Source organism: Cupriavidus sp. 21MJTG02-4 (genome assembly GCF_057798975.1).
Genome location: NZ_JBYOJP010000002.1, coordinates 536,740 through 553,443, shown reverse-complemented (window position 1 = coordinate 553,443; position 16,704 = coordinate 536,740). Strand labels below are relative to the sequence as shown.

Below are 16,704 nucleotides of genomic sequence, written 5' to 3'. Positions count from 1 at the left end.
CGGCCGGGTACTCGCCGGCCGTCTCTTCATTGCGTGCGCAACGTGGTCTTAGTGCGCTTCTTCCCAGTTCGCGCCGGTGCCGACTTCCGCGACCAGTGGCACGCGCAGCTGCGCCACCGAACACATCAGTTCCGGCAACCTGACCTTGACCAGCTCCAGCTCGCCCTGCGGCACTTCGAGCACCAGTTCATCGTGCACCTGCATGATCTGGCGCGTCTGCAACTGGTCGCGTTCCAGCCAGCCCTGCACCGCGATCATCGACAGCTTGATCAGGTCCGCGGCCGTGCCCTGCATGGGCGCGTTGATGGCCGCGCGCTCCGCGGCCTGCCGGCGCGGCCCGCTGCCGCCCTTGATATCCGGCAACCACAGGCGCCGGCCGAACACGGTCTCGACATAGCCCTGCTCGCGCGCGGTCTGGCGCGTGTCTTCCATGTATTGCGCCACGCCGGGGTAGCGCATGAAGTAGCGGTCAATATAGTGCTTGGCGGCTTCGCGCTCGATGCCCAGGTTGCTGGCCAGCCCGAACGCGCTCATGCCGTAGATCAGGCCGAAGTTGATCACCTTGGCATAGCGGCGCTGCTCGCTGCTGACGGCCTCGCGCTCGACGCCGAAGATCTCGGCGGCGGTGGCGCGGTGGATGTCCTCGCCGTTGGCGAACGCGCGCAGCAGGTTCTCGTCGCCCGAGATATGGGCCATGATGCGCAGCTCGATCTGCGAGTAGTCGGCCGATACGATCACGCTGCCCGGCGGCGCGATAAACGCTTCGCGGATGCGACGGCCCTCTTCCGTGCGCACCGGGATGTTTTGCAGGTTCGGCTCCGTCGATGCCAGCCGGCCCGTCACCGCCGTAGCCTGACCGTAGCTGGTATGCACGCGACCGGTGTTCGGGTTGACCATCTTCGGCAGCTTGTCCGTGTAGGTGGACTTGAGCTTGGCCAGGCCGCGGTAGTCCAGCAGCACCTTGGGCAGCGGATAATCCTCGGCCAGCTTCTGCAGCACCTCTTCGTCGGTCGACGGCGCGCCGCTCGCGGTCTTCTTGACCACCGGCAGCTTCATCTGGTTGAACAGGATCTCGCCGATCTGCTTGGGCGAGCCCAGGTTGAACGGCTGCCCCGCCGCGTCGTAAGCGGCCTGCTCCAGCGCGAACATGCGCTGTCCCAGTTCGGCGCTCTGCGTGGCGAGCCGTTCGGCATCGATCAGGACGCCGTTGCGTTCGATCTTCTGCAGCACCACGGACACCGGGATCTCGATCTCTTCGTACACGCGGCGCAGGCCCGGCGCAGCGTGTACCTGCGGGAACATCTTGCGATGCAGGCGCAGCGTGACGTCGGCGTCTTCGGCCGCGTATTCCGTCGCGCGTTCAAGGTCGATCTGGTCGAAACCGATCTGGCTCGCGCCCTTGCCGCAGACTTCTTCGTAGGTGATGGTCTTCAGGTTCAGCAGGCGCTCAGCCAGGCTGTCCATGCCGTGATTGCGGTGCGAGGCCAGCACGTAGCTTTCCAGCATGGTGTCCTGCGCGACGCCGCGCAGCGTCACGCCGTGGTTGGCGAACACGTGGATGTCGTACTTGATGTTCTGGCCGAGCTTTGGCTTGCTGTCGTCCTCGAGCCACGCGCGCATGCGGGCGAGCACGGCATCGCGCGAAAGCTGGCCATTGTTGTCCATGCCGGCGACATCGGGACCGCTGTGGCCGACAGGGATATAGCATGCCTCGCCAGGCTCCACCGACAGCGAGATGCCGACCAGCTGCGCGAGCATCGGATCGAGCGATGTGGTCTCGGTATCGATCGCCGTCAGCGGCGCGCTTTCAATACGCTGCATCCACGCTTCGAACGCGGCTTCGCTCGTCACCATCTCGTAGCGGATCTCGCTCGGCGCCACGTCCTCGGCGGGCATGGCATCGGGCGCGGCCGATGGGGTGGCCGATGCGGTGGCCGATACGGCGGCCGGGGCATCGAACAGGCCGCCTTGGGCCGGTGCCGCCGCGGCGCGTGCGCGTGCCTGCGCGCGCGGATCAGGAAGGCTTTCGCCGGTCGCCTCGCGCAGCCACGTCTTGAAGCCATAGCGCGTGAAAAACGCGATCAGCTTTTCCTTGTCCTCGCCCATTTCGCGCAGCGCGTGGAAATCCGCCACCGATGCGTTGAGGTCGCAGTCGGTCTTCACCGTGACCAGCTCGCGCGCCTTCGGCAACCAGTCCAGCGTATTGCGCAGGTTCTCGCCGACCACGCCCTTGATGCCCGCGGCGTTCGCCATGATCGCGTCGAGCGTGCCGTGTTCGGTCAGCCATTTCACGGCGGTCTTGGGGCCGACCTTGGGCACGCCGGGCACATTGTCGACCGCATCGCCGATCAGCGACAGGTAGTCGACGATGCGTTCAGGCGGCACGCCGAACTTGTTGCTGACGCCGGCCGGGTCGAGCACTTCGCCACTCATGGTGTTGACCAGCGTGACCTGGTCGTTGACGAGCTGCGCAAGATCCTTGTCGCCGGTGGACACCACCGTACGCACGCCCTGCTCGCACGCCTGCCGCGCGAGCGTGCCGATCACGTCGTCGGCCTCCACCCCGTCGACCACGACGATCGGCCAGCCGAGCGCGCGCACGGCTTCGTGGATCGGCTCGATCTGGCGCGCCAGGTCTTCGGGCATCGACGGGCGATGCTCCTTGTACGCCGGATACATGTCATCGCGGAAGGTCTTGCCCTTGGCGTCGAAGACGCAGGCGCTATACTCTGCCGGGTAATCGTTGCGCAGCTTGCGCAGCATATTGATCATGCCGTAGATTGCCCCTGTGGGCAGACCCTCACCATTCCTCAGGTCCGGCAGCGCGTGATAAGCGCGATACAAATAGCTCGATCCATCGACGAGCAAGAGTGTTTTTGGACTATCCGACATTCCCATGGACTCAAAATTGACTGGTGCTGCAGCAGGCGGTGCCTCGACCGCCCCCCTTGCCGACCCGGATGTTTCCGATATCTCCGGCGATACCGTACAACCCCCGCCGGAAGCTGCTGCTGAACACGCCGCGGCCGTGGCCGCTGCGGCCGACGCCGCCGCCGCGGGCCACCCCGCGCAGGCGCCGGCCGATGGCGCGGCGGGCTCGCGCGCGAATCCGCGCAAGATGATTCCGAGCCTGCGTGCGCTGGCCGACGAAGATCGCGCCACCGCAAAGAAGGCGCGCGCCTCGTGGCAAATGTTCACGATTATGGCAGAGTTCATCGAGGCCACCGAGTACCTCTCGGAGATCCGGCCAGCGGTCTCGATCTACGGCAGCGCGCGCCTGCGCGAAGACTCGCCTTACTACCAGCGCACCATTGAAATCGCGCGGCTGTTCTCCGATGCCGGCTTCGCGGTGATCTCCGGCGGCGGCCCCGGCATCATGGAAGCGGCCAACAAGGGCGCGCACGCCGGCAAGTCAGCCAGCGTCGGCCTGAACATCGAACTGCCGCACGAACAGCAGGGCAATCCGTACCAGGACATTGCCATGCGGTTCCGCCATTTCTTTACGCGCAAGGTCACCTTCGTCAAGAACTCCGACGCCTTCATCGTCATGCCGGGCGGTTTCGGCACGCTCGATGAACTCGCCGAGGTGCTGACGCTGGTGCAGACCGGCAAGTCCCGTTCGGTGCCCGTGGTGATGTTCGGCAGCCGCTTCTGGAAGGGCCTGCTGGACTGGTTCCGCTTCACGCTGCTGCCCATGGGACTCATTGCGGAACACGACCTCGATCTGATGAAAATCGTCGACGAGCCGCATGAAGTGCTGGAAGCGGTCTACGAATACTACGAGCGCCGCGGCGGAGACAAGCCGATCCCGCCCAAGGAAGAAATGTTCTACCTGTAAGACAAGAGTGGTAGGAGAAGGGCGCCCTGCGTCACAGGCGCAGCGGCCACCCTATGCGGCGTTGCCCGGGTGCCCCGGAGGCCACGGCAGCGGCCCTTTCGCGGCAGGAATTGCTAGAATGGGAGGTATCCGCTTGCCAAAGCCCGGCGTCCCGGGTTGCAGCCAACGCCCCATTCCGCCGCGCAGCGTGCCGTCTCGACCGCTGCGCCGCACAGGAGCCCCTGATGAACTCCCCCTCACTCCGGTCCGCAGAGAAGGCCACTGCACGGACGCCGCGCCTTGCCCTGGCCGCCGCGGTGTTGGCGCTGGCGCTGCCCGGCGTCACGCTGGCGCAGCCCGCCGAGGAAAGCAACGCCCTGACGCAGCAGGAACTGAACCGGATCAACAACCAGCCGATCGCCCCGGCCGCCAAGTCGCAGATCAACCAGCCGCGCGAGCCGAGCTTTCAGCTCAATGAGCGCGATGGCACGCAAGTGCGCGAGTACCGCGACAAGGGCCGTGCCACCGATATCCAGGTAAGGTCCGGGTTCGGCACCAAGTACCAGATGAGCAAGCCGGAAGACAGCTCGCCCAAGATCCGCGAGCATGACGTCAATCGCGTGCCTTCGGTCAACCTGCAGTTCTGATTCCGACTACCCACGGCCCGGGCATGCCCGGGCCGCGCCGGTCCTCCGGCAGTCTTGCCGCGGCGGCGGCCCCCTTTGTGCCGCCGCTTTCCGTTTCGCATCACACGACGAGTATGGCCGTATTCACCACGGTCTCGCAGGACGAGATCGCCCGCTGGCTGCTTGACTACGACCTTGGCGAAGTCCGCGCATTGCGCGGCATCGCCTCCGGCATCGAGAACAGCAACTTCTTTCTGACCATGGAGCAGGATGGCTGCACGCGCGAGTACGTGCTGACCATCTTCGAGCGGCTGACGTTCGCGCAGCTGCCCTACTACCTGCACCTGATGGCGCACCTTGCCGCACGCGACATCACCGTGCCCGCGCCCATCCCGGCGCGCGACGGCGAGATCCTGCGCACGCTCAAGGGCAAGCCCGCCACCATCGTCACGCGCCTGCCGGGCGCATCCCAGCTCAAGCCCGACGCCGAGCACTGCGCGCAGGTCGGCGACATGCTCGCGCGCATGCACGTGGCCGGCGAGGACTACCCGCGCCAGCAGCCCAACCTGCGCAGCCTGTCCTGGTGGCAGCAGACCGAAGCGGAGATCGTGCCGTTCCTGGATGCGCAGCAGCGCACGCTGCTGCAGCAGGAAATCGCGCACCAGGCAGCCTTCTTCGGCAGCGCCGACTACGCGGTGCTGCAGGGCGGGCCGTGCCACTGCGACCTGTTCCGCGACAATGCGCTGTTCGAGGAAGACGGCAAGGGCCACCACCGCCTGGGCGGTTTCTTCGATTTCTATTTCGCCGGAAACGACAAGTGGCTGTTCGACCTGGCCGTGACCGTCAATGACTGGTGCATCGACCTGGCCAGCGGCGAGCTGGACAACGCCCGGGCGCAGGCACTGGTGCGGGCCTATCATGCGGTCAGGCCGCTGACCGACACCGAAACCACGCACTGGCGCGACATGCTGCGCGCGGGCGCGCTGCGCTTCTGGGTGTCGCGCCTGTGGGATTTCTACCTCCCGCGCGAAGCCGACATGCTTCAGCCGCATGACCCGACCCATTTCGAACGCATTCTGCGCCGGCGCCTCGCCATGACCGCGGACGCCGCCGCGCTCGCCTGGATCTGATTGGTATGCAACTACTGGAAGTCCCCGCCAAGGAAGGCTACGTCTGGTTCCGCCAGGGCATCTGGCTGTTCCGCAAGAATCCGCTTGCGTTCCTGATGCTGCTGTTCATCTACCTGATCGCGGCGCAACTGGCCATCGTGGTACCGCTGATCGGCATCATCGCGCTGCTGGTCGTGACGCCCGGCCTGTCGGTGGGCGTGATGACGGCCTGCCGTGAAGTCATCCAGAACAAGCGCGTGCTGCCGACGGTGCTACTGGCCGGCTTCCGCACCAACGGCAAGGAAGCCACGCGCAACCTGCTGGTGCTCGGCGGGGTCTATGCGGGGCTGGTGTTCCTGCTGAGCCTCATCGCCGGCGCGCTGGTGGACATGAGCGCGCTGTTGCCGATCCTGCTGAAGGAAGAGACGCTGACGGCCGAGGCCGTGCGCCAGCTCTACTATGCGCTGCTGATCGGCGCGCTGCTCTACACGCCGATCGCGATGATGTTCTGGTTCGCGCCGCTGCTGGCAGCGTGGCATGGCGTGCCGCCCGTCAAGGCGATGTTCTTCAGCTGGACCGCGTGCTGGCGCAACCGCGGGGCCTTCTTCACCTACGTGCTGCTGTTCGCCGTGCTGCTGGTGGCGATTCCGTTCTTCCTGGAAATCCTCTTCAGCGCGTTCGGCGCCGAGACCGTGCTGTCGTTCCTGGTCACGCCGTATTCGCTGCTGATGCTGGCCATCCTGTACTGCTCGTTCTATGCGACGTACCGGGGCTGTTTCAATGTCGTCCCCGCGGAAGAAGCCACGCCGACCTGAGCGGCCAAGGCAACGGTCGGCGCGGCGGGAAAGGCCGCCGAAATCCGGCCACCCCTCCCCTGAATCCGCCATGAAGCCGGCCCCGCTCAGTTGATCGGGTCCAGCTTCGCCACCGCCAGCGCCAGCCACTTGGTGCCGTGGCGCTTGAAATCGATCTGGGCGCGGGCATCCGCGCCATCCCCTTCCAGCGCCTTGATCTTGCCCTCGCCAAACTTGGTATGGAAGACCTGCTGGCCGACGCGGAACCCCGTGCCGGCCTCGCGCTTGGCATCGGCGTAGCCGTTGCCGGTGTCCATGCCGCCGGTGGGCTTGTTGCCGGAGTACGGGACATCCTCGGGCTTGCGGAACCAGTCGCGGCCCCACGCGCTGTCGCGTTCCTGGCGGCTGACGCCGCCATAGCCCTGCTGCTGCGGCGTCAGCCACTTCAGCGCGCCATCGGGCAGTTCCTCGAAGAAACGAGAGCGCACGTGGTAGCGCATCTGGCCGTGCAACACGCGGCTTTGCGCAAAGGACAGGTACAGGCGCTCGCGCGCACGCGTGATCGCCACGTACATCAGGCGACGCTCTTCCTCCAGCCCGTCCGGCTCCATCGCGCTGTTTTCATGCGGGAACAGGCCTTCTTCCAGTCCCGTGATAAACACCACGTTGAACTCCAGGCCCTTGGCGGCATGCACGGTCATCATCTGCACCGCGTCCTGGCCGGCCTGGGCCTGGTTGTCGCCGGCCTCCAGCGAAGCGTGGGTCAGGAAGGCCACCAGCGGCGTCATCACCACCGGCAGCGCTTCGGGGTCGAGCACCTGCTGCGCCTGATCGCCGTCGGCGAGTTGCGGCACGGCCTGCGCCACGCGCGATTCGAAGCCGACCGGGATCACCGCGGCCAGCGCCTCCAGTCCGTAGCCTTCCTCCACGACAAACGCCTGCGCCGCGGTCACCAGTTCCTGCAAGTTCTCGATGCGGTCCTGGCCTTCCTTCTCGCCCTGGTAATGCGTGATCAGGCCACTGGTGTTGGTGACGTATTCGACCACCTCGGCCAGCGTCATGCGGCGCGTCTCGGCGCGCATCTGCTCGATCAGGCGGACGAAGGCCGCCAGCTTGCTACCCGCCGCGCCGGCCACATAGGCCACGGCCTCGGACAGAGAACAGTTGTACTGGCGGGCGGCGTCCTGAAGCTGTTCGAGCGAGCGCGCGCCGATGCCGCGCGCGGGGAAATTGACCACGCGGCCGAAGGCAGCGTCGTTGCGCGGGTTCTCCAGCAGTTGCAGGTAGGCCAGCGCGTGCTTGATTTCGGCACGTTCGAAGAAGCGCAGGCCGCCATACACGCGATAGGCGATCCCCGCCGAGAACAACGCGTGCTCGATCACGCGCGACTGGGCGTTGCTGCGGTAGAGGATCGCGATCTCCGAGCGGCTCATGCCCTGCGCGATCTGGTCGCGGATCTCCTCGATCATCCACGACGCCTCCTGCTGGTCCGAGCCGGCCTGGAACACGCGCACCGGCTCGCCGTGGCCGGCATCGGTGCGCAGGTTCTTGCCCAGGCGGCGGGCATTGTGCGAGATCAGGTGGTTGGCCGAATCGAGGATATGGCCGTGCGAGCGGTAGTTCTGTTCCAGCTTGATCATCTTGCGCACGCGGAACTCGTGCTCGAAGTCGCGCATATTGCCGACGTTCGCGCCACGGAATGCGTAGATGCTCTGGTCATCGTCGCCCACGGCGAACACCGCGGCGGGATTCTGCGTGCCGTGGCCGGCCAGCAGCTTGAGCCACTGGTACTGCAGCACGTTGGTGTCCTGGAACTCGTCCACCAGCACATGGCGGAAACGGTGCTGGTAATGCTGGCGGATGGCGTCGTTGTAGCGCAGCAGTTCGTAGCAGCGCAGCAGCAGCTCGGCAAAGTCCACCACGCCTTCGCGCTGGCACTGCTGGTCGTAGGCGGCGTACAGGTCGACGAAGCGGCGGTTGAAATCGTCGTTGGCCTCGACGTCGGCCGGCCGCAGGCCTTGTTCCTTGGCGTTGTTGATGAAGTACTGGAGGTTCTTGGCCGGGTACTTCTCGTCATCGACATTGAGGGCTTTCAGCAGCCGCTTGAGGGCTGAAAGCTGATCCTGGCTATCGAGGATGGCAAAAGTCTGCGGCAGGCCGGCATCGCGGAAATGCGCGCGCAGCATGCGGTTGCAGAGGCCGTGGAACGTGCCGATCCACATGCCGCGCGTGTTGATCGGCAGCATGGACGACAGGCGAGTTTGCATTTCCTTGGAGGCCTTGTTGGTGAAGGTCACTGCAAGGATGCCCGCGGGGGATACGCGTCCGTTCTGGATCAGCCAGGCGATACGCGTGGTCAGCACGCGCGTCTTGCCGCTGCCCGCGCCGGCCAGGATCAGGGCCGGCTCGTCGGGTAGCGTGACGGCGGCTAGTTGTTCGGCGTTCAGGTTGGCGAGCAGGTCGGGCATTTTTTGGGGATGGCGGCGGGGCTGGTGGTTGGAGCTGGCTTGTTGTGCTTGGCAAGCGCCGCTGTTTCGCCGGCGTAGCCGGCGAGTCACTTTTTGTCCGAGCGACAAAAAGTAACCAAAAAACGCGTTTGCTTGTCCTAGCGGACGAATATTGATCGTAGCGTGCGACGAATTTCGTACGGGTATTCGCTTCAGAGCGTGCCCGGCTGCCTGCCGCGTGGAGCGCGCCCGCACGCAGGCTCTCCAACAATGATTGAACGAGCCCCGAACCTGTCCGTGGCCCGGGCTCTCCAGCTATATCGCATCATCGCCTTCGGCTGCGCTACGCGCGGCTCAGTAGTCTGACCGCGCAGGACGGAGTGAACTACCAAGACAATGGCCCGTGTCCTTGTGCGCCAGTGATTGTGATGCGCCAGCCAACAGACTAGTGAGCCGCGTAGCAGCCGTAGGCGATGATGCGATGTCGCTGGCAGTATCGGGCCACGGACAGGTTCGGGGCTCGTTCAATCATTGTGTGAGAGCCTGCTTTCGGTTGCGCTCCACGCGGCAGGCAGCGGGGCAGACTCTGAAGCGAATACCCGTACGAAATTCTTTGCACGCTACGATCAATATTCGTCCGCTAGGACAAGTAAACGCGTTTTTTGGTTACTTTTTGTCGCTCGGACAAAAAGTGACTCGCCGGCTACGCCGGCGAAACAGCGGCGCGTGTCAAGCACAACAAGCCAGCTCCAACCCCAAAACCCGCCACAAAATCAAATTCAAACCCCAAATTATACCGACCCCCCACCCCGCGAAGCGAACGAATTCCTCCCCGTCCGACGACGTTCCGTATAATTTGGGGTTTTACTGGCGCAACGCACCATGCCCCCGCCAGCCGCAGGCCTAGCGCACCCCGCCTGCGACAAGCCCCGACGCAAAACCTCGACATCCCAGCATGACCGCCCAAGACCAATCCCTTGCCAAAAGCTTCGAACCCGCCGCCATCGAGGCGAAGTGGGGCCCCGAGTGGGAGAAGCGCGGCATCGCCCAGCCGACGTTCGACCCGGCCAAGCCTGATTTCGCCATCCAGCTGCCGCCGCCCAACGTGACCGGCACGCTGCACATGGGCCATGCCTTCAACCAGACCATCATGGACGGCCTGACCCGCCATGCGCGCATGCTGGGCGCGAATACGCTCTGGGTGCCGGGCACGGACCACGCGGGCATCGCCACGCAGATCGTGGTCGAGCGCCAGCTCGAAGCGCAAGGCGTATCCCGCCACGACCTCGGCCGCGAAAAATTCACCGAGAAAGTCTGGGCCTGGAAGGAAGAGTCGGGTTCGACCATCACCCGCCAGGTGCGCCGCATGGGCGCGTCGATCGACTGGACCCGCGAGTACTTCACGATGTCGCCGGACATGTCGAAGGCGGTCACCGAGGTCTTCGTGCGCCTGCATGAGCAGGGCCTGATCTACCGCGGCAAGCGGCTGGTGAACTGGGACCCGGTGCTGGGCACCGCCGTGTCGGACCTGGAAGTCGACAGCGTCGAGGAAGAAGGCTTCCTCTGGCATATCCGCTACCCGCTGGTCGAGGCCGACGCCAAGGGCGGCTTGACCCACCTCACCGTCGCCACCACCCGCCCCGAGACCATGCTCGGCGACGTGGCCGTCATGGTCCATCCCGAGGACGAGCGCTACGCCCACCTGATCGGCAAGGAAGTGGAACTGCCGCTGACGGGCCGCCGCATCCCCGTGATTGCCGACGAATACGTCGACCGCGAGTTCGGCACCGGCGTGGTCAAGGTGACGCCGGCGCACGATTTCAACGACTACGCCGTCGGCCAGCGCCACAACCTCCCGCAGATCTCGATCCTCACGCTGGACGCGAAGATCACTGCCGATGCGCCCGGCCACTACGCCGGCCAGGATCGCTATGACGCCCGCAAGGCCATCGTCGCCGATCTCGATGCGCAAGGCCTGCTGGTCGAGACCAAGAAGCACAAGCTGATGACGCCGCGCAGCGAACGCACCGGCAGCGCCATCGAACCGATGCTGACCGACCAGTGGTTCGTCGCCATGAGCAAGCCGGCGCCGGAAGGCACGTTCCACCCGGGCCGCTCGATCGCCGAAGTCGCGCTCGACGCCGTGCAGAGCGGCGAGATCAAGCTGGTGCCCGAGAACTGGAACAGCACCTACAACCAGTGGCTGGCCAATATCCAGGACTGGTGCATCTCGCGCCAGCTGTGGTGGGGCCATCAGATCCCGGCCTGGTACGACGACGCCGGCAACTGCTTCGTCGCCCGCACGGAAGAAGAAGCGCTTGCCAAGGCCAAGGCCGCCGGCAGCACCGGCGCACTGCGCCGTGAGGAAGACGTGCTCGACACGTGGTTCTCGTCGGCCCTGGTGCCGTTCTCCTCGCTGGGCTGGCCCGAGCAAACGCCTGAACTCAAGCACTTCCTGCCGTCGTCGGTGCTGGTGACCGGCTACGACATCATCTTCTTCTGGGTGGCGCGCATGGTCATGATGACCAAGCACTTCACCGGCCAGGTCCCCTTCCATACCGTCTACGTGCACGGCCTGGTGCGCGACTCGGAAGGCAAGAAGATGAGCAAGTCCGAGGGCAACACGCTGGACCCGGTGGACCTGATCGACGGCATCGACCTCGACACGCTGCTGAAGAAGCGCACCACCGGCCTGCGCCGCCCCAAGGACGCACCGAAAATCGAGAAGAAGACGAAGAAGGAATTCCCGGAAGGCATTCCCGCCTTCGGCGCCGATGCGCTGCGCTTCACGTTCGCCTCGCTGGCAACGCTGGGCCGCAATATCAACTTCGACACCGGCCGCTGCGAGGGCTACCGCAACTTCTGCAACAAGCTGTGGAACGCCACGCGCTTCGTGCTGATGAACACCGAAGGCCATGACTGCGGCATGGGCCCGTGCAACAACGACTGCGGCCCGGACGGCTACCTGCACTTCTCGCAGGCCGACCGCTGGATCGTGTCGCTGCTGCAGCGCGTGGAAGCCGAGGTCGAAAAGGGCTTTGCCGAGTACCGCTTCGACAACGTCGCCAACGCCATCTACAAGTTCGTCTGGGACGAGTACTGCGACTGGTACCTGGAGCTGGCCAAGGTGCAGATCCAGACCGGCACCGAGGCCCAGCAGCGCGCCACGCGCCGCACGCTGCTGCGCGTGCTGGAAACCGTGCTGCGCCTGGCGCACCCGATCATCCCGTTCATCACGGAAGAACTGTGGCAGAAGGTCGCGCCGCTGGCCGGCCGCGCCAAGGGCGATGGCAGCGAAAGCCTCGCGCAGCAGGCCTACCCGCTGCCGGCCATGGCCAAGATCGACGAAGCCGCCGAGCAATGGGTGGCGCAGCTCAAGGCCATGGTGGACGCCTGCCGCAACCTGCGCGGCGAAATGAATATTTCGCCGGCCCAGCGCATTCCGCTCTATGCGCATGGCGATAACGCCTTCCTGCGAGAGGCCAGCGCGCACATCCAGGCGCTGGCGAAGCTGTCGGAGGTGCGTGTCTTCGAAGACGACGCCACCCTTCAGACCGAAGGCGCCGGCGCGCCGGTGGCCATCGTCGGTGGCAACCACCTGCTGCTGAAGATCGAGATCGACGTTGCCGCCGAGCGCGTGCGCCTGTCGAAGGAGATCGAGCGCATCGCCGGCGAGATCGGCAAGTGCCGTGGCAAGCTGTCGAACGAGAGCTTTGTCGCCAAGGCGCCGCCCGCCGTGGTGGCACAGGAAACCCAGCGCCTGACCGATTTCGAACAGACGCTGGTCAAGCTCCAGGACCAGTTGCAGCGCCTGCCGGCCTAAACTATTTGCGGTTGCATCGGCCTCTGTTCCGGCTTGCGTCGGACAGAGACCGACAGACGGGCCCCGCAAGATCCGGCACGGTTATAAATCGAAACCGAAGGAATACCAGACATGGAAAATCGCGTTACCAAGGCCGTCTTCCCGGTCGCGGGCCTGGGCACCCGTTTTCTGCCGGCCACCAAGGCCAGCCCCAAGGAAATGCTGCCCGTGGTGGACAAACCGCTGATCCAGTACGCGGTGGAAGAAGCCATGGCCGCCGGCATCACCGAAATGATCTTCGTCACCGGCCGCTCCAAGCGCGCCATCGAAGATCACTTCGACAAGGCCTTCGAACTCGAAGTGGAGCTTGAGGCCAAGAACAAGCAGGCGCTGCTCGACGTGGTCCGTTCGATCAAGCCGGCCAACGTGGAGTGCTACTACGTGCGCCAGCCCGAAGCGCTGGGCCTGGGTCACGCCGTGCTGTGCGCCGCGAAGCTCGTGGGTGAAGCTCCGTTCGCGGTGATGCTGGCCGACGACCTGATCGACGGCACCCCGCCGGTGATGAAGCAGATGGTGGATCTGTACAACCACTACAACTGCTCGGTGCTTGGCGTCGAAGAGATCGCCCCGGAACAGAGCCGCTCCTATGGCGTGGTCGATGGCCGCGAATGGGACGAAGGCGTCATCAAGATGTCGGGCATCGTCGAAAAGCCCGCGCCGGAAGAAGCCCCGTCCAACCTGGGCGTGGTCGGCCGCTACATCCTTACGCCGCGCATCTTCGACCACCTGCGCGAACTGAAGCCGGGCGCGGGCGGCGAGTTCCAGCTGACCGACGCGATCCAGTCGCTGCTCAGCCAGGAACAGGTGCTGGCCTACCGCTACCAGGGCACGCGCTATGACTGCGGCAGCAAGCTCGGCTACCTGAAGGCGACCGTCGAGTACGCGCTGAAGCACCCCGAAGTCAGCACGGGGTTCAAAGACTACCTGGAACACCGCGGCACCTACCTCGCCGACGGCACGGCAGCCTGAGCGGCGGCCGACCGCCCAATAAGAAAGCCGCCCTTGGGCGGCTTTTCTGTTCTTTGGACGCCCAGTCGCGGCGTTCAGCGGCGGCGCATGTAGAACACGAACACCTTGTCGACTTCCTGGTGCGACAGCAGTTCATTGCCGGTCTGCTTGGCAAACGCCTGGAAATCGCGCGTGGCGCCCGGGTCGGTGGCCAGCACCTTGAGCACGTCGCCGCTGGCCATGTCGGCCAGCGCCTTCTTGGTACGCAGGATCGGCAGCGGGCAGTTCAGGCCGCGCGCATCCACTTCTTTCTGGAACTCCATTCCTCTCTTCCTTGCTTTTATCAGTCTTCAGACACGGTATTGTAGCGAACCGTTCAGGGCGCTGAAGTCACTCGGCTGGCGCGGGTCGGGGATGTCCTCGCCCGTGCGGCGATCGAAGAAGCGTACCGGGTACCCGCGCGCGTGCAGCCAGTCGGCCACTGCGAACCCCGTACCGGCGGACCAGATGCGCATTTTTTCGGGCGCGACCAGTTTGTACTCGACCAGCTCCTCGGACAGTGCGATGTTGCCGCTCGCCTTCACGTGATAAGCGATGATCAGTTCGTTCTTGCGCATGAACTCGTAGACGCCGATCAGCGACACGGCTTCGGTGTCGAGATTCGTTTCTTCCTTCAGCTCGCGCGCCACGCCCAGCTCGGGGGTCTCGTCACGCTCCAGGAATCCGGTGACCAGCGCGAACATCTGTTCCGGCCACGCCGCGTTGCGCGCGAGCAGCAGCTTGCCTTCGTACTCGACCACCGCGGCCAGCACCGGCAGCGGGTTGTTCCAGTGCACGAAGCCGCAGTCCGACTGGACACAGGCGTGGCGTTCGCGCCCCGACAGCGGCAGCACCTCGAGCGGCGCGCCGCATTGCGGGCAGAATCGGTATTGCATGAGGGGCTCCTGGGTGTGTCTCGTTATGTTCTGCTACCGCCCGGTATCTTACCCCTGCCGGCTCATTTCAGCAGGCGGCGCACGCCGCGCGCATATCGGCCGCGAGGGCTTCGACGGTCTGCGGCTGCAAGTCCCATGCACACATGAAGCGGCAGCCACCAGCGCCGATAAACGTGTAGAAGCGCCAGCCCTTTGCACGCAGCGCCTCGATCGCCGGCAACGGCAGCTCGGCGAACACGGCGTTGGACTCGGTCGGGAACATGATGCGCACACCGGGAATGCCGGCGATGCGCGACTGCAGCAGCTGCGCCATGGCATTGGCATGACGCGCGTTGGACAGCCAGACATCGTTTTCCAGCAGACCCAGCCACGGCGCCGAGATGAAACGCATCTTCGATGCGAGCTGGCCGGCCTGCTTGACGCGATAGGCGAAATCCTCGGCCAGGCGGCGATCGAAGAAGACCACCGCCTCGCCCACCGGCAAGCCGTTCTTGGTGCCGCCGAAGCACAGCACATCCACACCGGCGCGCCACGTGATCTCGGACGGATGCACGCCGAGCGAGGCCACCGCGTTGGCGAAACGCGCGCCGTCCATATGCACGCGAAGCTGCCGGCGCTTGGCGATGGCGGCAATCGCGCGCACCTCTTCCACCGTATAGACCGTGCCGACCTCGGTGGATTGCGTCAGCGACACCACCTTGGGCTTCGGGTAATGGATGTCCGAGCGCCGCGTGACCAGCGCCTCGACCGCATCGGCCGTGAGCTTGCCGTTCTCGCCCGGTGCGGTCAGCAGCTTAGAACCGTTGGAGAAGAACTCCGGCCCGCCGCATTCGTCGGTTTCGATATGCGCCAGCTCGTGACAGATGACCGAATGGTACGACTGGCACAGCGCCGACAACGCCAGCGAATTGGCCGCGGTGCCGTTGAAGACAAAGAACACCTCGCAATCGGTCTGGAACAGGTCGCGGATCCGGTCGCAGACTTTTTGCGTCCAGGAGTCGTCGCCGTAGGCCTGCTCATGGCCGGTGCCGTTGGCCTCCAGGAAATACTTCAGGGATTCCGGGCAAAAGCCGGCGTAGTTGTCCGAGGCGAAATGCTGCATGGTCATCTGGCTATGGCGTATCGAGGATCAGGGCTTGTCGGACCACAGCTCGCCGCCGGTGGCCCAGTTCTCGCGCTTGACGTCGGTGATGATGATGTCGACCGCCGAAGCGGTGCAGCCCAGCGTCTCGCAGGTGACGCGCGTCACGGCCTCGACGAACTTGCGTTTCTGCTCGACGGTGCGGCCTTCAAACATCTCTACGTGGAAAGTCGGCATGGATGGCTCCTTATGTTGTCTTTGCGTGTAGTTGGATCGGGTGAACAGGGACGTTCAGTCCCGATATGAGGGATCGATTCTATCGAGTTTGCGCAGCAGCGCCGGCCACTCCAGCACGCCTTCGATGGCGCCGTTGTCGTAGAGCTGTTCGGACGCCTTGTCGGCCACGCCCGGCGCGGGCCGCACCAGCCGGCCACCTGCCTGCGCGCCGATCTGGATCTCGCACGCCTTGATCAGCGTCGCCATCAGCACATAGGCCTCTGCAACGGTGCGGCCGACGGTCAGGGTACCGTGGTTGCGCAGCAGCATGGCCTGCTGCTGGCCCAGCGATGCCGTGAGCCGCGAGCCCTCCGCCGGCGAGAACGCGAGCCCCTCGTAGTCGTGGTACGCCATGCGGCCGTGGAAGCGCATGGCATGCTGGGACAACGGCAGCAGCCCCTCCGCCTGCGCGGAGACGGCAATGCCGGCGGTGTTGTGCAGGTGCATGACGCACACGGCGTCCGCGCGCGCCGCATGCACGGCACCGTGCAGCGCGAAGCCGGTCACGTTGACCGGATGCACCGTTTCGCCGACCACTTCCCCGCGGCTATTGATCTTGACGAGATCCGATGCGCGGATTTCCTCGAAGGCGAAGCCAAACGGATTGATCAGGAAATGGTCCGGCTCGCCGGGAACCGTGGCCGAGATGTGGGTGTAGATCAGGTCATCCCAGCCCTGCAGGGCCGACAGTCGATAGGCGGCGGCCAGGTCGACGCGGACGCGCTGTTCTTGCGGTGTGGTGGGACTGGCTGCGCCGGCGGCACGCGCCGGCTGCAATGAGAAAGACATGGGGGGTCGCTCCAGCGCCG

13 protein-coding genes are annotated in these 16,704 nt (G+C 65.1%); 6 read left to right on the top strand and 7 right to left on the bottom strand.

What is annotated here, in order from left to right; translation table 11 throughout:
* Positions 1-48 precede the first annotated feature (48 nt).
* A complete protein-coding gene (polA, locus tag AC3FKH_RS05800) occupies positions 49-2,892 on the bottom strand; it encodes a DNA polymerase I (protein ID WP_488673665.1) in 2,844 nt (947 codons plus the stop codon).
* Positions 2,893-2,896: 4 nt separating this feature from the next.
* Between polA and AC3FKH_RS05795 the strand changes: the two genes are divergently transcribed.
* From AC3FKH_RS05795 to AC3FKH_RS05780, 4 genes are all read left to right on the top strand, one after another.
* The gene (locus AC3FKH_RS05795) at positions 2,897-3,838 is read left to right on the top strand and encodes an LOG family protein (RefSeq protein WP_230426925.1); all 942 of its coding nucleotides are present in this window, start codon (positions 2,897-2,899) and stop codon (positions 3,836-3,838) included.
* A gap of 224 nt (positions 3,839-4,062) precedes the next feature.
* Positions 4,063-4,464, top strand: a complete 402-nt coding sequence (locus tag AC3FKH_RS05790; RefSeq protein WP_488673663.1) for a hypothetical protein — start codon at positions 4,063-4,065, stop codon at positions 4,462-4,464.
* 113 nt (positions 4,465-4,577) lie between these two features.
* On the top strand, positions 4,578-5,573 hold the full coding sequence (locus AC3FKH_RS05785) for a homoserine kinase (RefSeq protein ID WP_483731509.1): 996 nt from the start codon (positions 4,578-4,580) through the stop codon (positions 5,571-5,573).
* A gap of 5 nt (positions 5,574-5,578) precedes the next feature.
* Positions 5,579-6,367, top strand: coding sequence for a BPSS1780 family membrane protein (locus AC3FKH_RS05780; RefSeq protein WP_488673661.1), 789 nt, complete (start codon positions 5,579-5,581; stop codon positions 6,365-6,367).
* Positions 6,368-6,453: 86 nt separating this feature from the next.
* Here the strand turns inward: AC3FKH_RS05780 and AC3FKH_RS05775 are convergent, their stop codons facing one another.
* Positions 6,454-8,814 (bottom strand): UvrD-helicase domain-containing protein, encoded by a 2,361-nt coding sequence (locus AC3FKH_RS05775; RefSeq protein ID WP_488673660.1) that lies wholly within the window; start codon positions 8,812-8,814, stop codon positions 6,454-6,456.
* A 934-nt stretch (positions 8,815-9,748) separates the two neighbouring features.
* Between AC3FKH_RS05775 and AC3FKH_RS05770 the strand changes: the two genes are divergently transcribed.
* Positions 9,749-12,616, top strand: coding sequence for a valine--tRNA ligase (locus AC3FKH_RS05770; protein WP_488673658.1), 2,868 nt, complete (start codon positions 9,749-9,751; stop codon positions 12,614-12,616).
* Positions 12,617-12,727: 111 nt separating this feature from the next.
* Positions 12,728-13,624: a UTP--glucose-1-phosphate uridylyltransferase GalU gene (gene galU, locus AC3FKH_RS05765; protein WP_488673656.1), complete on the top strand. Its 897-nt coding sequence runs from the start codon at positions 12,728-12,730 to the stop codon at positions 13,622-13,624.
* A 74-nt stretch (positions 13,625-13,698) separates the two neighbouring features.
* Here the strand turns inward: galU and AC3FKH_RS05760 are convergent, their stop codons facing one another.
* The 5 genes from AC3FKH_RS05760 to AC3FKH_RS05740 all read right to left on the bottom strand — a co-directional run bounded on the left by AC3FKH_RS05760 (position 13,699) and on the right by AC3FKH_RS05740 (position 16,684).
* Positions 13,699-13,926, bottom strand: a complete 228-nt coding sequence (locus tag AC3FKH_RS05760) for a sulfurtransferase TusA family protein (RefSeq protein ID WP_011297045.1) — start codon at positions 13,924-13,926, stop codon at positions 13,699-13,701.
* Between the two features lie 27 nt (positions 13,927-13,953).
* Complete coding sequence (locus AC3FKH_RS05755) at positions 13,954-14,538, bottom strand: NUDIX domain-containing protein (RefSeq protein ID WP_488673653.1); 585 nt, start codon at positions 14,536-14,538, stop codon at positions 13,954-13,956.
* Between the two features lie 67 nt (positions 14,539-14,605).
* The gene (locus AC3FKH_RS05750; RefSeq protein ID WP_488673652.1) at positions 14,606-15,640 is read right to left on the bottom strand and encodes a threonine aldolase family protein; all 1,035 of its coding nucleotides are present in this window, start codon (positions 15,638-15,640) and stop codon (positions 14,606-14,608) included.
* Between the two features lie 27 nt (positions 15,641-15,667).
* Positions 15,668-15,856: a 4-oxalocrotonate tautomerase gene (locus tag AC3FKH_RS05745; protein ID WP_483708808.1), complete on the bottom strand. Its 189-nt coding sequence runs from the start codon at positions 15,854-15,856 to the stop codon at positions 15,668-15,670.
* 54 nt (positions 15,857-15,910) lie between these two features.
* Positions 15,911-16,684: a class II aldolase/adducin family protein gene (locus AC3FKH_RS05740; RefSeq protein ID WP_488673651.1), complete on the bottom strand. Its 774-nt coding sequence runs from the start codon at positions 16,682-16,684 to the stop codon at positions 15,911-15,913.
* Between the last annotated feature and the right edge of the window lie 20 nt (positions 16,685-16,704).